At 61.2% G+C, this 19,612-nt stretch carries 18 protein-coding genes; all 18 read right to left on the bottom strand.

The window, feature by feature from the left end; translation table 11 throughout:
• Positions 1 to 173: 173 nt before the first annotated feature.
• A complete protein-coding gene (locus C8N32_RS13955; RefSeq protein ID WP_146159725.1) occupies positions 174 to 1,385 on the bottom strand; it encodes an MFS transporter in 1,212 nt (403 codons plus the stop codon).
• Positions 1,386 to 1,429: 44 nt separating this feature from the next.
• Positions 1,430 to 2,608 (bottom strand): acetyl-CoA C-acetyltransferase, encoded by a 1,179-nt coding sequence (locus C8N32_RS13950; protein ID WP_107893590.1) that lies wholly within the window; start codon positions 2,606 to 2,608, stop codon positions 1,430 to 1,432.
• Complete coding sequence (locus tag C8N32_RS13945; protein ID WP_107893589.1) at positions 2,608 to 4,029, bottom strand: aldehyde dehydrogenase family protein; 1,422 nt, start codon at positions 4,027 to 4,029, stop codon at positions 2,608 to 2,610. The genes C8N32_RS13950 and C8N32_RS13945 overlap by 1 nt, the downstream gene beginning before the upstream one ends.
• Positions 4,030 to 4,070: 41 nt before the next feature.
• The gene (locus C8N32_RS13940) at positions 4,071 to 5,282 is read right to left on the bottom strand and encodes an MFS transporter (RefSeq protein WP_107893588.1); all 1,212 of its coding nucleotides are present in this window, start codon (positions 5,280 to 5,282) and stop codon (positions 4,071 to 4,073) included.
• Positions 5,283 to 5,738, bottom strand: a complete 456-nt coding sequence (locus C8N32_RS13935; RefSeq protein ID WP_107893587.1) for a MaoC family dehydratase — start codon at positions 5,736 to 5,738, stop codon at positions 5,283 to 5,285.
• Positions 5,731 to 6,159 (bottom strand): Zn-ribbon domain-containing OB-fold protein, encoded by a 429-nt coding sequence (locus C8N32_RS13930; protein ID WP_107893586.1) that lies wholly within the window; start codon positions 6,157 to 6,159, stop codon positions 5,731 to 5,733. Before C8N32_RS13930 ends, C8N32_RS13935 begins: the two co-directional genes overlap by 8 nt.
• Positions 6,156 to 7,319: a thiolase family protein gene (locus C8N32_RS13925; RefSeq protein WP_201132367.1), complete on the bottom strand. Its 1,164-nt coding sequence runs from the start codon at positions 7,317 to 7,319 to the stop codon at positions 6,156 to 6,158. The genes C8N32_RS13930 and C8N32_RS13925 overlap by 4 nt, the downstream gene beginning before the upstream one ends.
• Positions 7,316 to 9,268 (bottom strand): acetoacetate--CoA ligase, encoded by a 1,953-nt coding sequence (locus C8N32_RS13920; protein WP_107893584.1) that lies wholly within the window; start codon positions 9,266 to 9,268, stop codon positions 7,316 to 7,318. The genes C8N32_RS13925 and C8N32_RS13920 overlap by 4 nt, the downstream gene beginning before the upstream one ends.
• Positions 9,265 to 11,247: a heterodisulfide reductase-related iron-sulfur binding cluster gene (locus C8N32_RS13915; RefSeq protein ID WP_107893583.1), complete on the bottom strand. Its 1,983-nt coding sequence runs from the start codon at positions 11,245 to 11,247 to the stop codon at positions 9,265 to 9,267. The genes C8N32_RS13920 and C8N32_RS13915 overlap by 4 nt, the downstream gene beginning before the upstream one ends.
• A gap of 4 nt (positions 11,248 to 11,251) precedes the next feature.
• Entirely contained in the window at positions 11,252 to 12,205 is a 954-nt protein-coding gene (locus C8N32_RS13910) for an electron transfer flavoprotein subunit alpha/FixB family protein (RefSeq protein ID WP_107893582.1), read from the bottom strand.
• Positions 12,205 to 12,969, bottom strand: a complete 765-nt coding sequence (locus tag C8N32_RS13905; RefSeq protein WP_107893581.1) for an electron transfer flavoprotein subunit beta/FixA family protein — start codon at positions 12,967 to 12,969, stop codon at positions 12,205 to 12,207. The genes C8N32_RS13910 and C8N32_RS13905 overlap by 1 nt, the downstream gene beginning before the upstream one ends.
• A gap of 34 nt (positions 12,970 to 13,003) precedes the next feature.
• Positions 13,004 to 13,432, bottom strand: coding sequence for a hypothetical protein (locus C8N32_RS13900; protein ID WP_107893580.1), 429 nt, complete (start codon positions 13,430 to 13,432; stop codon positions 13,004 to 13,006).
• Positions 13,432 to 15,072 (bottom strand): GMC family oxidoreductase, encoded by a 1,641-nt coding sequence (locus tag C8N32_RS13895; protein WP_107893579.1) that lies wholly within the window; start codon positions 15,070 to 15,072, stop codon positions 13,432 to 13,434. The genes C8N32_RS13900 and C8N32_RS13895 overlap by 1 nt, the downstream gene beginning before the upstream one ends.
• Before the next feature lie 19 nt (positions 15,073 to 15,091).
• The gene (locus C8N32_RS13890; protein WP_338110829.1) at positions 15,092 to 15,790 is read right to left on the bottom strand and encodes an ABC transporter ATP-binding protein; all 699 of its coding nucleotides are present in this window, start codon (positions 15,788 to 15,790) and stop codon (positions 15,092 to 15,094) included.
• A gap of 172 nt (positions 15,791 to 15,962) precedes the next feature.
• Positions 15,963 to 17,294: an ABC transporter substrate-binding protein gene (locus C8N32_RS13885; RefSeq protein WP_107893577.1), complete on the bottom strand. Its 1,332-nt coding sequence runs from the start codon at positions 17,292 to 17,294 to the stop codon at positions 15,963 to 15,965.
• Positions 17,295 to 17,363: 69 nt separating this feature from the next.
• Positions 17,364 to 18,434, bottom strand: coding sequence for a branched-chain amino acid ABC transporter permease (locus C8N32_RS13880; RefSeq protein WP_107893576.1), 1,071 nt, complete (start codon positions 18,432 to 18,434; stop codon positions 17,364 to 17,366).
• Positions 18,435 to 18,437: 3 nt separating this feature from the next.
• On the bottom strand, positions 18,438 to 19,319 hold the full coding sequence (locus C8N32_RS13875) for a branched-chain amino acid ABC transporter permease (protein WP_107893575.1): 882 nt from the start codon (positions 19,317 to 19,319) through the stop codon (positions 18,438 to 18,440).
• On the bottom strand, positions 19,316 to 19,612 hold a 297-nt coding region (locus C8N32_RS13870), incomplete at its 5' end, for an ABC transporter ATP-binding protein C-terminal domain-containing protein (protein WP_483407223.1). The genes C8N32_RS13875 and C8N32_RS13870, both read right to left, overlap by 4 nt.

Below are 19,612 nucleotides of genomic sequence, written 5' to 3'. Positions count from 1 at the left end.
TCTCTTCCGGCTTGTGCCTCTTCTGTCCCATTCCTTCGTCCTCCAACTGGCCCGAAAGCCTACTTCAGGGAGAACCACTTTCAGGGGGCAGACCACTATTCCAACTCGTCTTGCCGAGAGAACCGCCAGAATACGATCATTGATTTTATGCCACGAAAAGCGAACGATTTCTTCTACCGGACAATACTCGCTCGCTTCCGTACTGCGATGCCGAACAGGGCAACCGAAAAATTAAGAACAGCGACGAAAAACAAGCCATAAGACAGCGCCTCGGTTCCCAAGGTTGTGACAATCCAACCTGCGATCTTTGGCATGCCCAGAGCGCCGATGAAATAGGACAGGCTGAACAGCACCAGCGATTGCGGCACCAGCTTTTCCGGGGCTGCGCGCGTGGCCTGGCTGTTCAGCAATGAATAATGCAGTCCATAGCTGGCCCCGAACAAGGCAGAAGAAAAAACATAAAATGTTGTGCTGTCTTCAATCAAAATGAACAGGCCAACCGCAATGGCCATCACCGCAGTCAGCAGCAAGTTCATCAGAGGCTGTGGCGACCTGAGCGCATAAGGCGCGAGGAACAGGCGCGCAAAAATGGCCGCTATGGTGAAGCCGGCAAAATAATCGATGAATGCGAATCCGTGTGACGCGGCATAGCTGGTCTGAAAGCTGGACAAGCCGCCAAAAACCGCCCCAGCCACGCCCACCATGAAGATCGGCTGCGCCGCAGTCGAGCGCATCACCGCGCGCAGGCTTGCCCATGACAGCCGGTCGCCGGTGCCCGCTGAAACCTCCTGAGCGCCCATCCGGCGCCCCAGGACCCCAAGCGAGAGAACCCCCAAAGCTACAACCGCGCCCGCCAGCAGAAAGGCACTGCTCACCGGCGCACCCGCGCTTAAGGTGGCGCCGCCTATGATCGGACCGGTTCCGATGCCTGACATCATGAATCCGGCAAGCAGGGCAAAGCCGTGATCACGCCTTTCGCCTGTCAGGATCCGAGCGGCAAGAATTGGGCCCAGAACGTAAAAGGCGCCCCAGCCCGTTCCGAAGAGCAGAGCAAGGAGATAGGCCGACCGCACATTTGGTATCAGCGCAAATCCTAGAACAGAGGCAGCAAGGCAGCCCCCTGCGATCATCGCCGCGCGGCAGGTGCCAAAAGAGTCAGAAAAATGCCCCGAGAGAAGGGCCGCGATCACAGAGGTGACGCTGGCCGAGGAAATGATATTTCCTGCAACGGCTTCATTCGCGCCTTGGGTTTCCATCAAGAGCGGCAGCAGAAATGTCATCCCATAGGCGAGAGCGAAGCAGTAGCCCGCAAAGCAGAGCAACACAAAATCGGCCTTGCTCCGCCTCGGGCCTGGCTGATCTGGGGGAGAAACCGCTTCTTTCAATGCGCCGCCCGCCTCTTGCCAATGCGCCTTGCACGGCTGCGCATTTACACGCGTTCAAGGCAGATCGCCACGCCCTGGCCTCCGCCAATGCAGAGCGCGGCCAAACCCTTGCGGGCTTTCTGGCGGCGCATTTCGTGAATGAGCGTCACGACGATGCGATTTCCCGAACCGGCCAGCGGATGACCAAGCGCGATGGCACCGCCATTCGGGTTGACGCGCTCCCTCGCCCATCCCATCTCGCGTTCAACGGCAATCGACTGCGCAGCGAAAGCTTCGTTGATCTCAAGAACATCCAGATCCGCGACGGACCAGCCGGCCTTGTCCAGCGCCTTGCGCGCCGCCAAGACCGGGCCAAGCCCCATATCCATAGGTGGCAGCGCCGCCGATGCGTAGCTGGCCACACGTGCCATAGGCTCCAGCCCGTGCTGAGCCAGCGCCGCCCGGCTGGCCACCAGGACCGCCGAAGCGCCATCGTTCAAGCCCGAGGCATTGCCAGCCGTGATCGACCCATGGGGATCAAACACAGGGCGCATCGCCGCAAGTTGTTCCGGGGTGGTTTCCGGATTTGGATGCTCATCAACCCTGAAACTTGTCTGGCCTGCACGGGTCTCTACCAGGACAGGGGTGATCTCCTCCGCGAATATCCCGGCATCCTGCGCGGCCTTGGCCTTGGCTTGGGATTGCAGCGCAAAGAGATCCTGCTCTTCGCGGGTGATCTGGTATGTCTTGGCCAGATTTTCGACTGTCACGCCCATGTGGACATCGTGAAATGCGTCCCAGAGCCCGTCGGTCAGCATCATGTCCTTGAAGGCTGCGTCGCCCATTTTCCGGCCCCCGCGCAGATGGGCGAAATGCGGCGCCTGGCTCATCGAATCCTGACCGCCGGCCACGACAAGGCCCGCGTCTCCGGATTTGATCGCCTGCGCCGCCAGATGGATCGACCGCTGGCCTGCGCCGCACACCATGTTGAGCGTCATCGCCGGAACGGCCTCGGGGATGCCCGCAGCAAGCGCCGTCTGGCGGGCCGGGTTTTGCCCCGCCCCACCGGACAAAACCTGACCGATGAGCACGTCGTCAACAGCCGCCGGGTCGACCCCTGCATCATTCAGCATTGCGGCCACGACCTGCGCCCCGATCTGCGCCGCAGGCAGGTTGGCGAGCGCCCCATTCAACCGCCCGATGGCCGAGCGTTTGGCAGCCGCAATGAAGACACCCGCAGACATCAGGCATAACCCGCGATCGATTTGACCTCGAGATAGTCGTGCAGGCCCCATTCGCCATGTTCACGCCCATTGCCGGACTGTTTGTACCCGCCAAAGGGAGCCGTCGCTTCCCAATCGGCATTGTTGATCCAGATCGAGCCCACCCGTAGGCGACGAGCAATCGCGCGGGCCTTCTCCATGTCGGGTGTCTGGATATAGCCGGAGAGTCCGTAGACCGTGTCATTGGCGATGCGGATGGCGTCCTCTTCGTCCTCATAGCCGATGATGGCCAGCACGGGTCCGAAGATTTCCTCCTGAGCGATGGCCATGTCGTTGGTGACATCGCCAAAGACTGTCGGGCGCACGTAGTAACCGGCATTCAGCCCCTCCGGCAGGCCAAGCCCGCCGGTCACAAGGGTTGCCCCCTCTTCGATGCCCTGTTCGATCAGGCCCTGGATGTGACGGAACTGCTTTTCATTGACCACCGGCCCCAGCGACACATCGGTCATCGGATCGCCGACCGCGTGCTTTTCGGCGGCGGCCTTGGCGATATCCTTGGCCTCCTGCATCCGGTCATGTGGCACCAGCATCCGGCTGGGCGACCGGCAGGCCTGCCCGACATTGATAAAGCAGGCATCGACGCCCTCGGTCACGGCCTTTTCCAGATCGGCATCGGGCAGGATGATATTGGGTGACTTGCCGCCCAGTTCCTGTGCCACACGCTTGACCGTTTCGGCGGCGGTTTTCGCCACGGCGATCCCGGCGCGGGTGGACCCGGTGATCGACACCATATCGACATCGGGATGGGCCGAAAGCGCTTCGCCTGCGATATGGCCGAACCCGGTGATGTGATTGTAAACACCGGGGGGGAAGCCCGCCTCATGGACCAGTTCGACAAAGCGGATGGATGAAAGCGGCGAAAATTCCGATGGCTTTGCAACCATTGTACAGCCCGCTGCAAGGCAAGGCGCGGCTTTGACAACAAGCTGGTTCATCGGCCAGTTCCAGGGCGTGATCAGGGCGCAGACACCGATGGGTTCATGGCTGATCTGCGTGGTTCCGCGCATCTCGGTCCACGTGTGACGTTTCAGCGCGTCAATCGCGGCCTCCAGATGGGCGGTGCCCACCCAGGCCTGTGCGGCTTTGGAAAAAGCCAGTGTCGTGCCCATTTCCGTCACCATGAGTTCGGCGATCTCATCATAGGCGGCGTTGTAAAGCTCCAGCAGACGTTCGAGCAAACCAAGCCGGTACTCTGGCGTGCTCAACGACCAGTCCTCAAAGGCTGCCTTTGCCGCCGCAACCGCTGCGTTGACATCCTCTTCGCTTCCCATTGGCAGATCGCAGATTTTCTGTTCATTTGCGGGGTTGATGACGGCGTGGCTGTCTTGGCCTTTTGGGTCGACCCACTGGCCATTGATGTAGAATTTTGAAAGATTTTTCATGTCGTGGCTCCTTCCTGTTGATGTGATTTGGGCGGGTACGCTCACCGCCGGCCTTGTGCCATTCGCGTGGCTTCGGGGTGTTTTCTGAGCTGCAGCATGGCCACCACGCCAAGCGCCGGGCCGATAGCCAGCACGGCAAAGCTCCAGCGCCACGTGCCGGTGATTTCGGCGATCTGTGGGATCAGCCAAACGGTTAAAAGGGTGATGGCAAAGCCGATGCCCATCTGGAATGCCAAGGCAGAGCCAACGAGCGATTGATCGGCCAACTCGCTGACCGCTGCGGAAAACTGCGCGCTGTCGGCCACAACGGTGAAGCCCCAGATCAACGCGACCAGGACAAAGGCCCAGATCGGCCCGGTAAAGAAAACGCCGATGGCGAGCGCCGCCAGCCCGGAAACACTCATCGCCAACGCGGTGGTCGTGCAGCGCCCGATCCGGTCGGCCAGAAGACCCGCAAACACGCAGCTCGGCGCGCCAAGGGCCACGACGAAAAACACCAACATCGAGGCGTTGAGCGCCCATTCGCCGGCCAGCGAGGCACTGGTGGCAAAGGCCAGTATCCAGCCCCACATGGCGTAAAGCTCCCACATGTGGCCGAAATAGCCGAGGTTGGCCAGCATGACGGGCTTGTTGCGCAGGATTGCGCCAAGCTGGCGCGGGTCCACCTTGGCCCGGCTGAAGGGGTATGGCCCTTCGCGCAGGAACCAGAACAGCAAAGCCGCCAGCAGCGAGGCAGCGGTGGTGACCGCGATGACCGTTCCGGCCTCAAGCCCCGAGCCTAGAGCGCGGACAAGATGCGGTGCGGCCGAGCCCAGTGTCAACGCACCCACCATGGCGCCCATGGCCAATCCGCGCCCGGTGCGAAACCATGTTGAGATAAATTTCATTGCCGGCGGATATACCAGCGCCAGCGCAGCGCCGGTGCAAAAGCGGGCGGCGACCGCATGCCAAGGCTCAGTTGCCAGGAGCAAGGCGCCGTTTGACAGGGCCGCCAGCGCGGCAGCGACCGCCATGATGCGCGCCATCGGCCAAATATCAGCGATAGACAGAAAGCTTGAAACCAACGCGCCGATAACAAACCCGGCCTGCACCGCATTGGTGAGCCAGATTGCTTCAGCCTCGCTCAGGCCCAGTGCCTCGGTCAGCGCAGGGGCCACTGACGTCGCGGAGAACCAGGTAGAAAGCGTCAGGACAACCGCCAGTGCCGTCAGCACCAGCGCACGCCATTTTCCGCTATCTCCCCCAGCGGACAATCAAAGCCCCTCGAGCGGCATGGTGAATGTCGTGGCCTCACCTTCGACGCAGATGTCGCCCGCGGCATCCCGTACAGAGACGAGCAGCGTACAGATGGGTTTGTCATCGCGCATCTTGGCGACTTCGACCCGGCCGGTGATTTCCTCGCCGACGCCAACCGCTTTCTTAAAGTCGAGATTGGTATTGAGAAACACTGTCCCTGGCCCTGGCAGGTCTTCGGCCACGCAGGCGTTCAGGATACCCGTCGTGACGCCACCCTGAACAATCAGCTTGCCGAAGGACGTTTTCTCGGCCAGTTCCTTGTCATAGTGCACAGGATTGCGGTCGCCGGTCATTTCGGTAAAGGCAATAATGTCGTTCATGGTCGTCGTTCGTGACCGTTCGGCTGATTGCCCGACAGATGGTTTGCCGTTTGTCACGCCGACCCAGCCGTCCTTGGTTTGCTTCTCACTCATGGTCCTTTGCCTTTCTCTTTCTAAAACAAGGTAGTATTCGTCCTCCGATGTCGGTGGGTGCGAACACCACCGGATCACCTATTTTCACGTCATTCTCGGGTGCAAGAATGTGGCTCAGCAGCGTCGGGCCTTCGGCCAGTTCGACCAGCCCAACAAGGTAGGGCGCCGCCGGTATCCAGCCGGGATGGCCGGGTTTCCAGATCTCGGAAAAGCTTTTTAGCCTGCCATGGCCGCCGACGACCGTCCAGCTCAGCGCATCCGCCCAACAATGCGGACAGATAGGGCGGGGATAGAACACGTGGCGACCGCAGGCATTGCAGTGCTGAACGCTCAGCTCGCCCCGCGCGGCGGCCTGCCAGAACGGTTCGTTCAACGGTTCGCGGATCGGCCCCGCGACCGACAGGGTGGACAGGTCCGTCATGCCGCACCTCCCAGAACCAGCGCCACCGCCTCGCTCATTGTTGCCCCGTTGCCGGTGATCAGCGCGGTTTCGCAATTCTCGATCTGTCTGTCGGGGGCAGCCCCTCGGATTTGCCGGACGGCTTCGACCACATGGGTCATCCCCCCGGCCAGATCAGGCTGACCGAAACCCAGTTGCCCGCCATGGGTGTTAATCGGCTGACGCGCATCCGGCCCCATACCGCCATTGTCTTGCAGCCACTTGCCGAATTTTCCCGGCGGGCAAAGACCCGCGTCTTCGATCGTTGCAGCGACCATGATCGTGTAACAATCGTAGAGGCTCAGGAAATCCATCTGTTGCACAGTCAAACCCGCCTGATCCAGCGCCCGGGCGATGGAAGGCTTGAGCGGGCCGGATGTAAGGTCCGGAGCCTGGCTGACGGCCCGGTGGGTGATCCTTTCGCCTGCACCCAGCAAATGTACCGGCCGGTGCGGGCCGCGCGCGGCCTTGTCCGCCGTGGTGACAACAACAGCATCCGCCCCCGCCACGGGCATGACAATTTCAAAAAGATGCAGGGGCGACGCCACCATGGGCGAGGCCAGAACCTCTTCCACGCTGGCGGGCTGGCCATAAAAGATCGCCAACGGATTATTTTGCGCATTCGCGCGGCTGCCCGCAGCGATGGCGGCATAGTCCTCGGGCTTGCAGCCATGGGCCGCCATATGGGCCTGCATCAACAGCGCGTAGGATGTGTTGGCGCCCGAAGCGCCAAAGGGCGTGTCGAATTCCCGAGCAGGATTGCGGTTCGACGCCCGCGGCGGCTGCGGATTGCGGTGGTTGCCAATTACGCACAGCACGGTTTCGCATTGCCCCGCCGCGATCGCGGCTGCCGCGCGCCAGATCATGCCCGGCCCCGAAGCACCGCCCAGATCCACCATGTTCGACATGCTGGGCTGCATCCCGAAATACTCGGCGACGGTTGCGGGCACATGCTGCGGGGTTTCGCCCACCTGCGGCGCAACCAAGAGCCCGTCAACCTCGTCCGGGCCTATACCCGCATCGGCCAGCGCCCCGGCCGAGACCCGCATCAGCAGATCCATGGTGGCCACGTTCTCGGTGCGGCGCTGAGGTTTCAGCTCGCCGATCCCAGAGATGGCCGCGCGTGGGGAAAGATGCCTCACAGAGCCTCCTCCCGTTTCAGCGTGGCGTATTCGGCCAGGCATTCGGGATTGGCGATGGAGCCGAGGTTCTTGACCTTGCCACCGTTGATCACGGTGCGCGCCGCGCCTTCGACGCGTTTGCCATTGATCGTATAGGGCACACCCTGAACCGGATGGATGCGCGCGGGCACATGGCGCGGCGATGCCTGGGTGCGGATCTGACTGCGGAGCCGCTTGATCATATCGGCTGACAATTCCGCCCGCTCTGAGGGTTTGACCGCCAGAACGACCTCTTCATCGCCGTCATGGTTGGCGCCGAAGACCAGGAAATCTTCCAACTCGGGATATTGCTCGCAGACCGCATAGATCTCGGAAATGCCGATCCGGACTCCGCCAGGTTTGAGCGTATTGTCCGAGCGCCCGTGCACATAGCCGCCGCCGGTGAATGTCAGTTCCGCCACATCGCCATGTGTCCAGATCTCGTCACGGTCTCCGAAATAGGTGTCACGATACCTCTGGTCGCCTCCCTCGCCCCAGAAGGTCAGTGGCATCGACGGGAAGGGTTCGGTACAGACCAGTTCTCCGCGCTGGCCGATGACCGGGGCGCCGCGCTCGTCGAACACCGCAATCGCATGCCCAAGGGCCGGGACGGTCAGTTGCCCCCGCCGCACCGGGTGAACCGGCGAGCCGATCAGGAAAGAACCGAGGATTTCCGTGCCGCCGGAGATCGAGGCGAACATCATGTCCTGCTTGACCGAGGCATAGACCCAGTCGAACTGATGCGGAAGACAGGGAGCGCCGCAAACCAGAAGCGCACGCAGCGCGCTCAACTCATGGCGCTCCCCGGGGAGAAACCCTTCCGCCGCCAGCGTGGCCAGGTATTTCGGACTGACGCCAAGATGCGTGACCGCGGCCTTTTCCGACAGATCCCAAAGCGGGCTGCAGTCGAGCCCCCGGGCTGTTTTCAGAATGGGCGCGCCATCATAGAGCACCACAGCCGCGCCAGTGGCGAGGGCGGAGATTGTCCAGTGATACATCATCCAGGCGGTGTTGGTGTACCAGATCACCCGGTCGCCGGGCCGCACGTCGCCATGCAGGATATGTTCCTTCATGTGCTGCAGGATCACGCCGCCGGCGCGGTGGACGATGGCCTTGGGCACACCTGTCGTGCCCGACGTGTAAAGCACATATGCCGGATGATCGAACGGCATACGCGCAAACGAAAGCTCTGCCACTGTGCCAAAGTCGTCTTGCGATACGGCACCCTCCAAAGTGCCGCCCGAGCAGACAACCATTTCGATCGACGGAACAGAGGCTCGAACCTCGGCGATCCGGTCGGCGATGTTGTGATCCTTGCCGCCGTAGCGGTATTCAGACGTTGCAAACAGAACCTTCGGTGCCACCTGGCCGATCCGGTCAATGATCGCCGCCGCGCCGAAGTCGGGGCTGCAAGATGTCCAGACGGCGCCCACCGTGAGCGTTGCGAGCGTCGCAACAAGGGCATGAACATCATTGCCCTGCACGCCAGCGACCCTGTCGCCGGGCTCCACACCTGCGGAACGCAGCCCTTGTGCCACACGCGCAACCGCCGCCCACAATTCGCCGCGCGTGACCTCTTGGTACTGCCCCGCTTCATCCATGGCGCAGATTGCGATGTCCGCATCCTCGCCCCGCATCAGCAGGTTTTCCGCCAGGTTGAGCCGCGCCTCGGGGAAAAACCGGGCCCCGGTCATCCATGCCGCGTCATCGGCGACAAAGGCCGTTTCGCCCTTGTCCCCCAAAACCCCGGTGAAATCCCAGAGCGCCGACCAGAACGGCCCTTTTTCAGACACCGACCAACGCTGAAGCCCGACATAGTCATCGGGGTCGAAACCCTGCTCTTTGGCAAATGCCCAAATGCGCGTCTTCGACATTGAGGCCGCATCCGGCCGCCAAAGCACGTCTTGATCTTTCTGGCGGGTGTCGGTCATTGAGCCACTCGCTCCTCGGTTTCTACTGTTTCGGTGATAAGCTCGGCCAGATCGCGCACAGCGATCCGATCTTCCACGCCAAGGGCCTGCACGGCGGCGGAATACATCACGACATCCTTGGGACAGGCGACCACAAATGTGTCGATATCGCCCAACTCCATCGCTTCGCGAATTCGGGATTCGCTGGTCCGCTCGCCACCGGGGGAATCTTCCATGAAGATGCGCCCGCCGCCCGCGCCGCAGCAAAAGGAATTGTCGCGGTTGCGCGGCATTTCGATCAGCTCATGGCCAAGCGCCCTGATCACATCGCGGGGCGCGTCGAATATGCCGTTGTATCGGCCCAGATAGCACGGGTCATGATAGGTGACGCGGCCCGCCTGACCGGGGTTGATCCGGAGGCGGTCGGCCTTGATCAGTTCCAGAAACAGCTCGGAGTAATGAACCACGTCGAACGCGGCCCCCAGCGCGGGATATTCCGATTTCAGCGCATTCAGCGAATGCGGGTCGGTGGTCATGATCCGGTTGAACTCGCAAACCTCGAGCTGCTCGATATTGTGCATCGCCAGCATCTCGAAGAGGCCCTCGTCGCCGGCGCGGCGCACATCGTTGCCGCTGTTGCGCTCGCCATCGTAAAGGATGCCCACATCCACCCCCGCGCGGCCCAGAAGCTCGGCCACCAGAAAGCTCAGCTTTTGTGCCCTCGGATCGAAGCTCGCGAAATCGCCGACGAACCAGAGGATATCGACAGGTTCCTTGCGGGCATCCTTGATCTTGTAGCTCAGCCCCTTGGTCCAGCGCGCCCGCTGCTTGGCCGGTTTGCCATAGGAATTGCCCTGCGACTGGAAGTTGGTCAGCGCGCTCTGCAACAGCGGCTCCACCTCGCCCTCTTCGACCAGCGACCGGCGCAGGTTCACAATCTTCGGCACATGTTCGATGTGGACCGGGCAGACCTCCATGCAGGCGCGGCAGGTGGTGCAGGACCACAGCGTTTCGGGCTGAATGGTGCCACCCACGATGGGCATGGCATGATCGGGGCTGTCCATCAGACCCTGGTCGGTCAGATACCCGTCGCGCAGGTTCATGATCAGCTTCTTCGGGCTGAGCGGCTTGCCCTGCGCATGGGCGGGACAGACCGATTGGCAGCGCCCGCATTCGGTGCAGGACATCGTGTCGAGCAGGTCTTTCCAGGTGAAATCCCGATACGCCTGCACGGTCGTGGGGGTGTCTTCGCCCGGGGTCGGTGCCGGTGCAGGCAACTGGCCTTTGGGGGTCAACGGGCGGAAAAAGATGTTCGGCCCGGCGGTAAACATGTGCCGGTGCTTCGAGCCGGGGATGTAGACCAGAAAGGCAAGGATCGCGAGGATATGGGCCCAGTAGAACACACCCTCGGCCTGCTCGGCCGCGTGGCCGGTGATGCCAAGGGCCATCATCGGGTACATGAAAAGCGTGGAAACCGGGCGCCATGCGCTGCCCTGCCCATCAATGGCGAGCCGCGCCGACGCCTCAAGGATCATCGTGATCACAATCGGCGTCGCAAGCACATATATGATGGTCGCATCCCGGGTCTTTGACCCCTCAAATCGCTCGGGCCTGATAACGAACCGGTGGTAAATCGCCATGCCCAGGCCAATCGTGATCACAACGGCAAAAATGTTTTGCAACAGCGCGATCCAGGTCTCTCCTCCGATCGCGGTGAGGCTGAAACCGGGGAATAGGCCCGATCCGAAGCTTTCCAGTATCGCGGTGAACAGCACCAGAAAGCTGGAGAAGATTAAGGCATGCAGGATGCCCGAGTAACTGAACCTCAGCAGTCTCCTGTGCAGGCCAATATCACCGACCATAAAGGACAGCCGGTCGGCGATCCGGTCGGTCCGGCCCGCCGGGCGCGCCGCCAGAAGGGGCCGAAACCGAACCCAGAACCGCCAGCCGGATATGGCCATGGCGGTCAGTGTCAGCGCCCAGAGAATCGGAGTCGTCATCGTCTTACTTTCCTGCGGTCAACCGCTCGGTCAGGGCCGGCATGAGTTCGAACATGTCGCAGACCGCGCCATAATGCGCCGTGCCAAAGATCGGCGCCTGCTCGTCGGAATTGATGGCGATGATCAATTCGCTGTTTGCCATCCCTTCCAGATGTTCCGGCGCGCCCGAAACGCCTGCCATGAGGTAGAGCCTCGGCTTGACCTTGGTTCCGGATTTGCCGACCTGCCGCACCTTGGGCATCCAGCCGGCATCGATCACCGGGCGGGAACCGGCCAGTTCGGCGCCGAGTGCCGCCGCCACGTTTTCGGCGAGTTCGATCTTTTCCGTTCCCCCTAGCGCACGTCCGACGCAGAATATCTTTTCGGCATCGGCCAGGTTCACCCCGGTGTTTTCCGGCACCAGTGTTTCCGTCACCCGCATGCGCAGGCCCGAAAGGTCCACATCCATCATCTCGACCGCGGGAGCCCCGCCGGACAAGCCGTCGGCCTTGACCGCACCTGGCATGACGGCGACGATGCCGGGCAGGTCCATCCCGGTCCGCGCCACCAGCTTGCCGGAATAGACCGTGGACATCGCGTTCAGCGTATCGCCGTCCAGCTCCAGGCCCGAGACATAGCCTACCATCTGCCGCCCGGTCCGGATCGCGACATTGGGTGCCAGATCGACACCTGCCGCCGAATAGCTGGTCATGACAAGATCGGGCTTGTGCGCCTCGGTCGCCGCGGTGAGCGCCCGCGCCGCAGCATCAGGATTATAGGTCGCAAGGCTGTCATCGGCGACACCGATGACCGCGTCAAAACTCCCAAGCTGACCTGCCAGCGCGTTCACCGCGCCGGGATCGGCGGCACAGATCAACCCCACGGCCTCTGCGCCGATGGATTTGGCCATGGCCCCGAGTTCCAGCGCACTTTCCGAGACCGTGCCATCGGAATGTTCGACAAATATCAGACAGCGCATCAGACCAACCCCCGTTCAACAAGAATTTCGTGAATTCGGGCGGCGACCGCTTCGGCATCGCCCGTCAGCATTTCGGCGCCGCCGCTGGTATCGGGCACCTCAAGCTCGGTCGCGTCGGCCAGATCGGCGCCGAAATCGGCCCCCGGTTCGACAGTTGGCACCTCAACCTTCAGCAGATCGCGCAGCTTGCTTCCCGCCACATAACGCGGTGGCTGCGTGGCCGCCTGCAGGCCCACAACCGCCGGCAATTGCACCTCAATCCGGGCACTGATGCCGCCGGAATATTCCTGCTGCAGCGTCGCCACCCCGTCGCCCAGAGCGACATTGGAGACCGCCGAAACCTGCGGCCAGTCCAGCAGCGCTCCCAGTTGCGGCGCCAGTTCGCCATAGATGTCATCGGTCGACAGAACACCAGTCAGGACCAGATCGGGGGCAAGCCCCTCCAGTGCCTCCTGGAACAGCGGCGCCCGGGCGCGGGAGGAAAGCTGTACGTTCTCTTCCCCCACCTCGATCAGCAAAACCTCGTCAACCCCACGCGCCAGCGCGGTTTTCAACAGGCGCTCCCCGCCTTCCGCTTCGGCGGCAAGGGCGGTGACCTTGGCGCCGGTTGCCTCTTTCAGCAGCACGGCCTGTTCCAGCGCCTGGTCATCGAACGGGTTGAGCTCGAGCCCGATCCATTCGCGATCAATGTCGCGACCGTCTTCGTCGACTTCCAGTTCCTCGGTCAGCACCGGGTTCAATCGCAATATTGCAGCTATATGCACGGGCTCTCCCCCTCTGTTCGCGCTTGGTGGCCGTTCACTTCAGGTGGCGCGTGTCGCGAAAGATCGGGCCACGGTCGATCACCCGCTGAAGCATCCCGTTCGTCAGGTATTCGGGCGTTTCGGTCACGTCGTAGGGGGCGGCGTCCTGGCCGGGATAGCCCACGGCTTCGCGGGCCTCGTCCGTCATCATGTAGCCACCCGTGGCAACGGTCGTCAGCGCGGCAAAGGCCGCACTGTCGCTGCGTGCCAAGGCGTTCAGCTCTGCCGAGGCATCCTGACCGGCGCAGGCCTCCACCGCGCGGCGGAACCCGTCTTCCAGGTCCGGTCGGATGCGCATGACCTCATCGAGCATCTCCAGGTGGACGCCGACCGCGGACGCGGCCGGTTTGCCGTTGTATTCGGGGATCAGGTAATCCGCCAGTTTGGCATATGTTGCGCGAAATTCGTTTGAGAAAGCCGACATTATGCTGCCTCCGCATTGCGTGCGTTGTTGATGAAATGGGTGGCCTGACGATGCGCGACGGCCATCAGCGTGGCAGTCGGGTTCGCGCCTGCACCCGTCGGGAAAGAGCTGAGATCCCACACATAGAGGTTGGGGATGTCATGGCTGCGACCAAACTCATCGAGCACCGAGTTGGACGGATCCGTTCCCAACCGTGCGGTGCCCAGAAGATGCCAGCCGCTGTCACGCATCTGCGGCATGACCGAGGTCGATTTGGCGCCCGCCGCTTCCAGCGATTCCTTGGCGCGGGCTGAATGGAATTCCAGCAGGCGACGCGAGTTTTCCGACGTCTTGTAGATGACCCTGGGCGCCGGAATCCCGTCGCTGTCGGTCAGCTCGTCGTCGATCAAAACCCGGTTGGCTTCTTCCGGCAGGTCTTCTCCGACAATCGCCCACAGGGCTGTCTTGCCGAACTTCTCCTCGATCATCTTGTGCCAGTTGACACCCCAGTTTTCTTCGATCCGGCCGCCATCCTTGAACACTTCGGCGCCGACGAAACCCTTGGAAGACAGCGGACCACCGGCTGACATCCCGCCCCATTTGGCGCCGCGCACAAAGCCGCGACTTTCGTCGGTTTCGTAGAATTGCAAGGTGTTGATCAATTGGCCCGAGGGACCGCGCCAGCTTTCAAGGTCTTCCTCGAAATGGCCCATCACCAGGCCGAACGGGTGCATCATCAGGTTCTTGCCGACCAGCCCGCTGGAGTTTGCCAGCCCGTCCGGGAAGGCATTGCAGGCCGAGTTGAGCAGGATGCGCGGTGTGCCGATGGCATTTGCGCAGAGGATGACATTCTTGGCCAGTTGCCGGCGCTCACGTCCGTTCTGGTCGATATAGATCGCGCCTGTGGCCCGTCCGAGATTTTCATCATAGATGATCTCGCGTACCCGCGCCCCGGCAATCAGGCGGTGGCCCAGCTTCTTGGCCTCTTTGAAGAGCACCAGATCCCCCGACCATTTGGCCGCTTCGGGGCAGCCGAACATGCAGGTGCCGCGGCGCGCGCAGGGGTTTTGCCCTTGCCACGGGATCGACGGCATGGCGTTCAGCCCCGGCCACCAATGCCAGCCCAGCTTGTCCATCCCCTCGGCCAGCTTCATCCCGGCCTTGCCGATCGGAATTTGCGGCGTGGGATAGCCGGCCTGTTGCGGATAGCCGGGATTGCCCTGCGTTCCGGATGAGCTGACAAGCTGTTCGACCGCTTCGAGATGCGGCAACAGTTCGTAATAGTCGAATGGCCAGTCCACTGCGACACCGTCCAGCGAACGCACCTTGAAATCAGACGGCAGGAACGGCACCCAATGCCCGGCCCAGATGGTGGCGCTGCCGCCGACGGCCGATTGCATGTAAGGTTCCACATCGCTTTCGGTGGTGTTGATCGGATAGTCGCGTTCGTTGTCCCGCACATTGGGCGATGGGTTCCACTGCTTGCCACCGGCAAGCTCGAATTCTTTCTTGTCGCCGGGGTAGTCGGAAGGGTCAAACCATGTCCCCTGCTCAAGGGTAACGACCGACATCCCCGCCTCGGTCAGCATCTTGGCCGCAACTGAGCCCGACGGCCCGGAACCGACAATCAGGACATCTACTTCTTTGGGGGGCTTTGCCATCTTGTTTCTCCCTGCTTGCTTAGGCTTTTTGTCTGGTTTCGCTCGGGTCCTCCTCCTGGAGGCCCAGATAAAATTCATGAAGATCTTCGCGGGCGGCCAGTTCGGACGCGCTGCCCGAGAGCACCGCGTGGCCGTTGGCAATGACGTAGCCGCGATGCGCATGTGCCAATGAGACGTGGATGTTCTGTTCGGCGACCAGGAACGACACGCCGTTCTCGCGGTTCAGCCGGGACACGATTTCAAAGATTTCCTGGACGATAATGGGGGCAAGCCCCATCGAAGGTTCATCGAGCAGCACCAGTTCCGGCTGCGTGAGCAAGGCCCGCCCGATGGCCAGCATTTGTTGTTCACCGCCCGAGGTCAGACCGGCCAGGGTCTTTCTCTTGTCCCGAAGTCTCGGCAGCCAATCGTAGATTTCTTCGATCCGACGCTCCATTTCACGGCGGGCGGGGCGGCGCAGAAAGCTGCCTGCCTTCAGGTTCTCTTCGACGGTGAGGTGGGAAAAAACGCGGCGGCCCTCGAGCACGTGGACGATATTGCGCTTGGCCAGCTTGTGCGGCGCGATCCCGTTGATCTGATCGCCCTTGAAGCGGATGCTGCCCTTGGTGATCTTGGCCCGCTCTGTCTGAGCGATGCCCGAGATCGCTTTGAGCGTGGTGCTTTTTCCGGCGCCATTGGCCCCCAGGATCGCCACGATCTCACCGGGGTTCACGGTCACCGAGATATCCGCAACGCCCAGAATATGCTCGTCATATACAACCTCGACACCATCCACGGATAACAGCGGCTGGCTGGGTTTGGTGGTGTCGGATCCAGTATTCACAGGCGCTCTCCGGTGGGCAGATGACGCGGGCGGCGTGTTCGCCGCCCGCAGGGTTCATTGTGCGGGATCAGTCCACGACGCGGGGCGTGATGCCCTGCTCGGCGGCATATTCCGCAGCTTTGGCCTCGATCAGCGGGTCAACAACACTGTCGTCGACGGCGATCCAGTCGCTGACAAGGTTCCAGCCATTGCCTGTCCATTCCTGCACGCGGGCTGCGCCGCCGCCTTCATGGTCTTGCGGCGTCACCTTCAGCTCTTGCAGCAGGCCGGTCATGCCCAACTCTTCGAGACGTGCGGCATCGATGGTCATGTTCTCGAGACCCCAGAGCATCTCTTCTCCGGTCAGCGGACGGTTGCCGAATTTCTCCATGGCAATCCGCATGCCTTCGACGGCCAGGGCCGCGTTCACAACGCCGACATTGTAGAAAACGGCACCGAAGTCCGCATCCGAGTTTTCCAGATTGCTCAGTCCCTTGTCGATCACATGCTCTTTCAGCTTGGCGTGAACGTCGAAATCCGAGCCCCCGGGATAGGGCGCGATCGCGTTATAGCCGATGGCCGCATCGCCGGCGGGGATCATGTCGGCGCGGGAGCCGGCCCAGACATCGCCCAGCATCCTGGTCGTATCGATGCCAAAGCGCTTGGCGGTCTTGATCCCGACAGGCGTCATCACGCCCCAGGTGCGCAGCACCACATAGTCGGGCTTTTCAGCGCGCACCTGGCGCCAGATGGCGGTTTGTTCGGAACCGGGATGTGCCACCGGAATCTGCACGTCGATAAAGCCGTATTTCTCGGCCAGCTTGGTCATTACCGGCTGCGATGCGCGGCCATAACCTGAATCGTGATAGACGGTGACGATCTTCTTGCCTTTGAGGTTCTCGAACCCGCCAAATTCCTCGGCAATGAAATTCACCGCCACGGACCCCTGACCGTAGAAGGTCAGCAGAAGCGGAAAGACATAGGGAAAGACCAAACCGTTCTTGGATTCGGACGGGCCGCCCGCCGGGTCGAACAGCGGGATCTTGTCTTCTCTTGCGCGGTCCATCAGCGCGTAGGTCGCCGGAGTGGAATGCGTCATGATAAAGGCCGTGGGCGAGCCGTCCTTGCCGCCCTTGGAGCGTTCATAGGCCTCGACCGCGCGGTCGGGGTTGTACTCGGTTTCGAATTCCTCGATGGCGAATTTCACGCCATTCACACCGCCTTCAACTTCGTTGATATAGGTGAAGTAGTCCCGTTCCCCGGCGAACCACAGTGAGCCCGAGGAGGCATATGGGCCGGTCCTGTAAACGAATAGCGGGACATATTGCGTCATGCCATCCGCCAGAGCGACGCCCGTCGACATGATCGACGACGCGGCTATGGCCACCGCTGCCGCAATTGATGTGAAGTGTTTACTCATGGTTTTCCTCCCTGAAAGAAGTTGGTTATCGGTTGAGTTGAGTAAGGCTCGGGTTTCGTTCCCGGCTCGCTATGCTCTCTTGCGCCCCCATCGCCTCACACGCCCCATCAATTGGCGCAGGAGTTTGTCGATGCCGTCGGGTTCCTTGATGAGAAAGATGATGATCAGGGCGCCGAACAGGAATTTCTGGAAATTCGACAACACGCCCGGACTGACCGTGTCACCGATGAAGGTTTTGGCGAAGTAGTCGATCACGAGCGGGAGCAGAAAGATAAATGCAGCCCCGATATAATTTCCTCGGATACTGCTCATCCCGCCGATGATGATGATGAAGAGAATCTGGAAGGAGCGGTCGATCTGAAAGCTGCCGACGCTGGTCGTGCCGAGAAAAATGAAGCCCCAGAGCGCACCCGCGATGCCCAGGTAAAAGGCGCTGATGGTAAATGCCAAGGCTTTGTATTTCTTGGAATCAATCCCGATAACCCCGGCTGCGGTGTCCATATCGCGGATCGCCATCCAATTGCGACCGACATGGCTCTTGATCAGGTTCGATGCCATCCATGTCAGCGCGACGACAAAGGCCAAGGTGAAATAGTATTTGATGACATAGGAGCCGTTAATATCGAGACCAAAGAGGCCCATGGGCGGCAGCGAGATTGTCGGCACATCGCCGTAGTTGTAGAACCAAGGAAACTTGAGAAAGAGCCATTCAAAGAAAAACTGGGCTGCCAGGCTGGTGACCATCACGTAAAAGCCCTTGATGCGGATACTCGGCAGGCCGAAAACCCAGCCCACAAGCCCGGCGATGACGCCAGCGAGCAAAAGCGTGAGGGGAAAGAAAGTGATCCCGCCGTGGATCGCCAGCACGTAGGCCGCATAGGCCCCCACCGCCATGAACCCGCCAGATCCGAGCGAGATTTGCCCGGCATAGCCGGTAAGAATGTTGAGCCCCAAACCCGCAAGCCCCAGAACGAGAACCGGCAAGACAACGACTTGTGTGACATATTCCGTGGTGATCAAGGGCACTAAAACCAGCGCGGCAAGCAGCGCCAGAAAGGCCCAAGATTGCGTGCCACGACCCGAGCCAGCCTGGCCAATTGCGTTCAGATCGGGGGTTGGTTTCGCTCCGACAGAATTCATTGGTCAGACCCTCTCAACCTTGTATTCGCCGAACAGCCCGACAGGCCGGATGAAGAGGAATGCCAGCGCCAGAACATAGGCAAACCAAGGCGTAATGCCGCCCCCGACAAGCGGGCCAAGATAGGTTTCAGCCAAAGCCTCGCCCGCGCCGATCAGCAGACCGCCGACGATTGCCCCCATGATCGAGGTGAATCCCCCGATGATCAGAACCGGAAGCGCCTTGAGCACCACCAGCGAAAGCGAGAACGCAACGCCCTGCCGCGCACCCCAGACCATGCCGGAGATCAGACCGACCACCGCGGCAACCGCCCAGACAATCTGCCAGATCCGGTTGATATTGATTCCGATAGATTGCGCCGCTGCCGCATCATCTGCCACCGCGCGCAGGCTGATACCGATCCGCGTTTTGGAGAAGAAGATCGCCAGCGCGATCACCAGAACCGCCGCACCACAGGCAACGATCAGGTCAAACTCGCTGATCAGAATATCGCCCCAGAAAAGCGCGTTGTCTTCCAGCCCGATATCCAGCAGGCGCACTTCTGATCCCATCAGGCCCTGGGCGGCCCCTTCGATCACATAGGTCAGGCCGAGCGTGGCCATGAAGAGCGTCATCACATTGCGGTTGGCAAGCGGGCGCAGCACCACGCGTTCGATTATGATCGACAGGATCACCATGACGACCATGGTCACCAGAACGGCAGGCCAGAAGGACAACCCCATTTCAAGGAATGTCACCAACGCCAATGCCGAAAACAGAAGCAAGGCGCCCTGCGAGTAGTTGAAGACACCGCTCGCCTTGAAGATCAGCACAAAGCCAATCGCCACCAGCGAATACATCGTTCCGGCCAGGAGGCCACCAATCAGGGTTTCCACAAAAAGGATCAATGGACCGCTCCCAAATAGGCAGAAATGACTTCAGGATCGGCCTTGACCTCGTCAGGGCTGCCATCCGCGATCTTGCGCCCGTAATCGAGGACCACGACGTGATCGGACAGGTTCATGACCACAGAAATGTCATGCTCGATCAAAACGATCGTCGTGCGAAGCTTCTGACTGATGTCGGCGATGAACCCCGACATTTCCGTAAGCGCTGTCACCGCGGCACGCCTGTTCAGCTTGACGGGTTGAAGTTCCATGGCAGGAGCTCGTCGATCCTGCTGGCGGGGTGACCGGCGGTG

Source organism: Rhodovulum imhoffii, from assembly GCF_003046545.1.
GTDB classification, from domain to species: domain Bacteria; phylum Pseudomonadota; class Alphaproteobacteria; order Rhodobacterales; family Rhodobacteraceae; genus Rhodovulum; species Rhodovulum imhoffii.
The sequence above is the reverse complement of the archived record's forward strand: the minus strand, read 5'-3'. Positions and strand labels throughout refer to the sequence as shown.